This window comes from Dyella sp. ASV21, from assembly GCF_016428975.1.
In the GTDB taxonomy this organism is placed as follows: domain Bacteria; phylum Pseudomonadota; class Gammaproteobacteria; order Xanthomonadales; family Rhodanobacteraceae; genus Dyella.
The window spans coordinates 1-2,381 of the sequence record NZ_JAELTT010000144.1 but is presented as its reverse complement, the minus strand read 5'-3'; the positions used below and the strand labels follow the sequence as shown (position 1 = coordinate 2,381).

Below are 2,381 nucleotides of genomic sequence, written 5' to 3'. Positions count from 1 at the left end.
CGCGCTCTGCCTCCCGCAGGATCGTGATGATCTGCTCTTCGGTGTGTCGCTTCTTCATGGGTTCTCCTTGCCTGTTTAGGGTAGAGAACTCACCTTCAAAGTGGCTACACGTTTCGTCTCAGGTCACACTCCTTCCGCTCGCGCGTCTATAGTGTGTTGCGTTGACCGGCTGAAGTCGCAGTCGGAAGCGGACATTAGCTATTCATACCGCCGAGCCCAGAACAACATCGTCTCGACACTGCGCTTCAATTCAGCTTCGCTGCAGCTATCAATCAGCTCATCCAAGAACGCCACAACCTCCTCCCTTCCAAAAACCTTGCACCAATACCAAGGGAGCTCGCTGACACTTAAGTTCCAGTGTTGAGCCGACGCGTAAATAGATCCGTCTAATCCGAGGGGAGACGAAGGCGCCACGTTCAGCAATATGGTGGCTGCTAGCTTTTGCCGCTCGTAGTCGTTCTGCTGCAAGCTCGAATCATAGAAAAACGACATGAGGCCGAAGTAGACCTCTCTTTCAGGTGCGTTACCGCAACTGAAAATGAGCTGTCGCTTCTGCTGCGGGTTTGACGCGCCAAGCTCGTCGGCCGCGGCCGATACCTTCTCGATTACCTTGATTCGATCCCATGAGTTCACAAGGTCACCTGACTCATCCATTCCGTAGACAATGGACCCATCTCCAGCCCTTTTAGACCTTATGGCCTTTAAGGTCCGCTCCGGGTCGGCAGCGGACCTTAAAGATCACATATCGAACGGCTTGCTTAGGTCGCGTACGCGCACATCTGGATACCGGTATTCAGCCGCCGTAACCACATCACGCCAGTCCTTCTTGGCTAGTTCGACGTATTTCTTAACGCGGCCTGCATCCCCAGCAGCCGCAGAAACGATGCAGCGCAAAACGCGATCGGTGGCGACGGTTCCGTAGCCAGCCCGAAAGGAACACAAGGCGTCCAATACGGTCTGCGCATGCTCCTTGTAAGCGGTACGTACCCATGCCGCGACGTCGTCGGGCAGGTCCAATTCCGTAGCCATATGCCCCCTTCCTAGCCGATCCGTACATCTTAGCTAATGTCCGATCTGGGTCGGAAGCGGACATTAGCTCAAAGCGGTTTTATGAAGTTTTCAGGGCTCGGTTCGTCGACCAGCACATTTCTTTGCCGAAAGTCTGCGGGCACCTCGACGGCGCCCCACGTATGGCACTCAAGTGTCAGTTCGTGTTGGCCGAGGAACACGATGAACCCGCATATGACATCGTCGGCTATCCCAATGAGGGGTGGCACGCTCAAAGTTTTCCGCTCGCTTGGTAATCCGGGGTCGGCAACCGTCAGGAAGTAGCCACTTCCGGTGTATTCGTAGCGGGCGGAAGTTTTGAGCGATTTAAGCCCTTCAAGTTGTTCTTTCGAAAGGACCCCCGTAGCCAATCCGCGAATGGCCTCCAACTCGAAGTCGCGCAGCGTATCAGCGTATGACGTTGTCCAAGGCATTCCATTCTTTCCGGATTCATTTCGCGTGAGAGCGACCGTGCCGCCGTCTTCGGTCATGGCCGCTTTGGGTCGACAGCGGACGCTCCCCACCAGTGATGGCAAAAGGAAGCGGCCCCATCAAATCTAGCCAAAAATGAGCGCGGCAAGTAGCGCCACAGCGCTTGCGCCTGCCACAGCAATGCCAGCCCAATAAAAGCCAGGATCCTCTGACTTCTTGTAGGTGTGCAACAGGAGAACCATGTTGCCGGACTTTAAGCCGTGGAGCACGCCGAAAGAGAGCACGACAAAGAAGAAGATGATGATTGCCTGTTCGCTCATTCACACAACTCCGTCAATGCTGTCTTCTTAGGTCCGTTATGGGTCGGAAGCGGACCTCACATTTTCGCTCGCTAGATGCCATCGAGAATGGTCATCTTTCCCGTCAATCCGTCAACAACGACTAACCAGTGGTACCCCGGATTATTAAATTCCGGCTTTGCTTCAAACACGAAGTAGTTGTCATTGCCGCAAGTCTCGCCAGCCGAAATAGTTACTCTCTCAACAGGAAATCGGTCGGATTTCACGAAAAAATCGACAGCCTTAGGAAGGTTAGATACAAAGGTCTTCCTCGCCATCTCATGGCACTCATCCTTTGCCATCGCAGCGTTCGGCATCCCAATGCTCCCCGCCCAGACTATGGCGACAAGTGTGGCAACAAGATTCCTTTTGGCCATTGCGTAACTCCCTTGCGCTGCCTGAGGCGGATTCCACAACGTGACTCAAAGGTCTGCTTCGGGTCGGAAGCGGTCACTTGCTGTACTTGTGTATCAGCCCACCCACGATACCAACGAGTGCCCCACCCATCCAAAGATCGCGCAGTTGGGATACCTCGTCCTCGGAGTAGTAGACGACCACCCCGTG

Annotated in this window: 5 protein-coding genes; all 5 read right to left on the bottom strand. The window is 54.4% G+C overall.

Annotation, left to right across the window (positions count from 1 at the left end):
- Positions 1-198 precede the first annotated feature (198 nt).
- On the bottom strand, positions 199-633 hold the full coding sequence (locus JHD67_RS21250) for a hypothetical protein (RefSeq protein WP_199101136.1): 435 nt from the start codon (positions 631-633) through the stop codon (positions 199-201).
- Positions 634-738: 105 nt separating this feature from the next.
- A complete protein-coding gene (locus JHD67_RS21245) occupies positions 739-1,029 on the bottom strand; it encodes a hypothetical protein (RefSeq protein WP_199101135.1) in 291 nt (96 codons plus the stop codon).
- Positions 1,030-1,097: 68 nt separating this feature from the next.
- Positions 1,098-1,538 (bottom strand): hypothetical protein, encoded by a 441-nt coding sequence (locus tag JHD67_RS21240; RefSeq protein WP_199101134.1) that lies wholly within the window; start codon positions 1,536-1,538, stop codon positions 1,098-1,100.
- A 66-nt stretch (positions 1,539-1,604) separates the two neighbouring features.
- On the bottom strand, positions 1,605-1,799 hold the full coding sequence (locus tag JHD67_RS21235) for a hypothetical protein (protein WP_199101133.1): 195 nt from the start codon (positions 1,797-1,799) through the stop codon (positions 1,605-1,607).
- Between the two features lie 71 nt (positions 1,800-1,870).
- Positions 1,871-2,194 carry a hypothetical protein gene (locus JHD67_RS21230; RefSeq protein ID WP_199101132.1) on the bottom strand — a complete coding sequence of 108 codons (324 nt, stop codon included), beginning with the start codon at positions 2,192-2,194 and terminating at the stop codon, positions 1,871-1,873.
- Positions 2,195-2,381 lie beyond the last annotated feature (187 nt).

What these genes read in the sequence shown, in the direction of transcription:
- JHD67_RS21245 (WP_199101135.1), bottom strand. Translation starts at nt 1,029, where the DNA reads ATGGCTACGGAATTGGACCTGCCCGACGACGTCGCGGCATGGGTACGT.
- JHD67_RS21230 (WP_199101132.1), bottom strand. Translation starts at nt 2,194, where the DNA reads ATGGCCAAAAGGAATCTTGTTGCCACACTTGTCGCCATAGTCTGGGCG.
- JHD67_RS21235 (WP_199101133.1), bottom strand. Translation starts at nt 1,799, where the DNA reads ATGAGCGAACAGGCAATCATCATCTTCTTCTTTGTCGTGCTCTCTTTC.
- JHD67_RS21240 (WP_199101134.1), bottom strand. Translation starts at nt 1,538, where the DNA reads ATGACCGAAGACGGCGGCACGGTCGCTCTCACGCGAAATGAATCCGGA.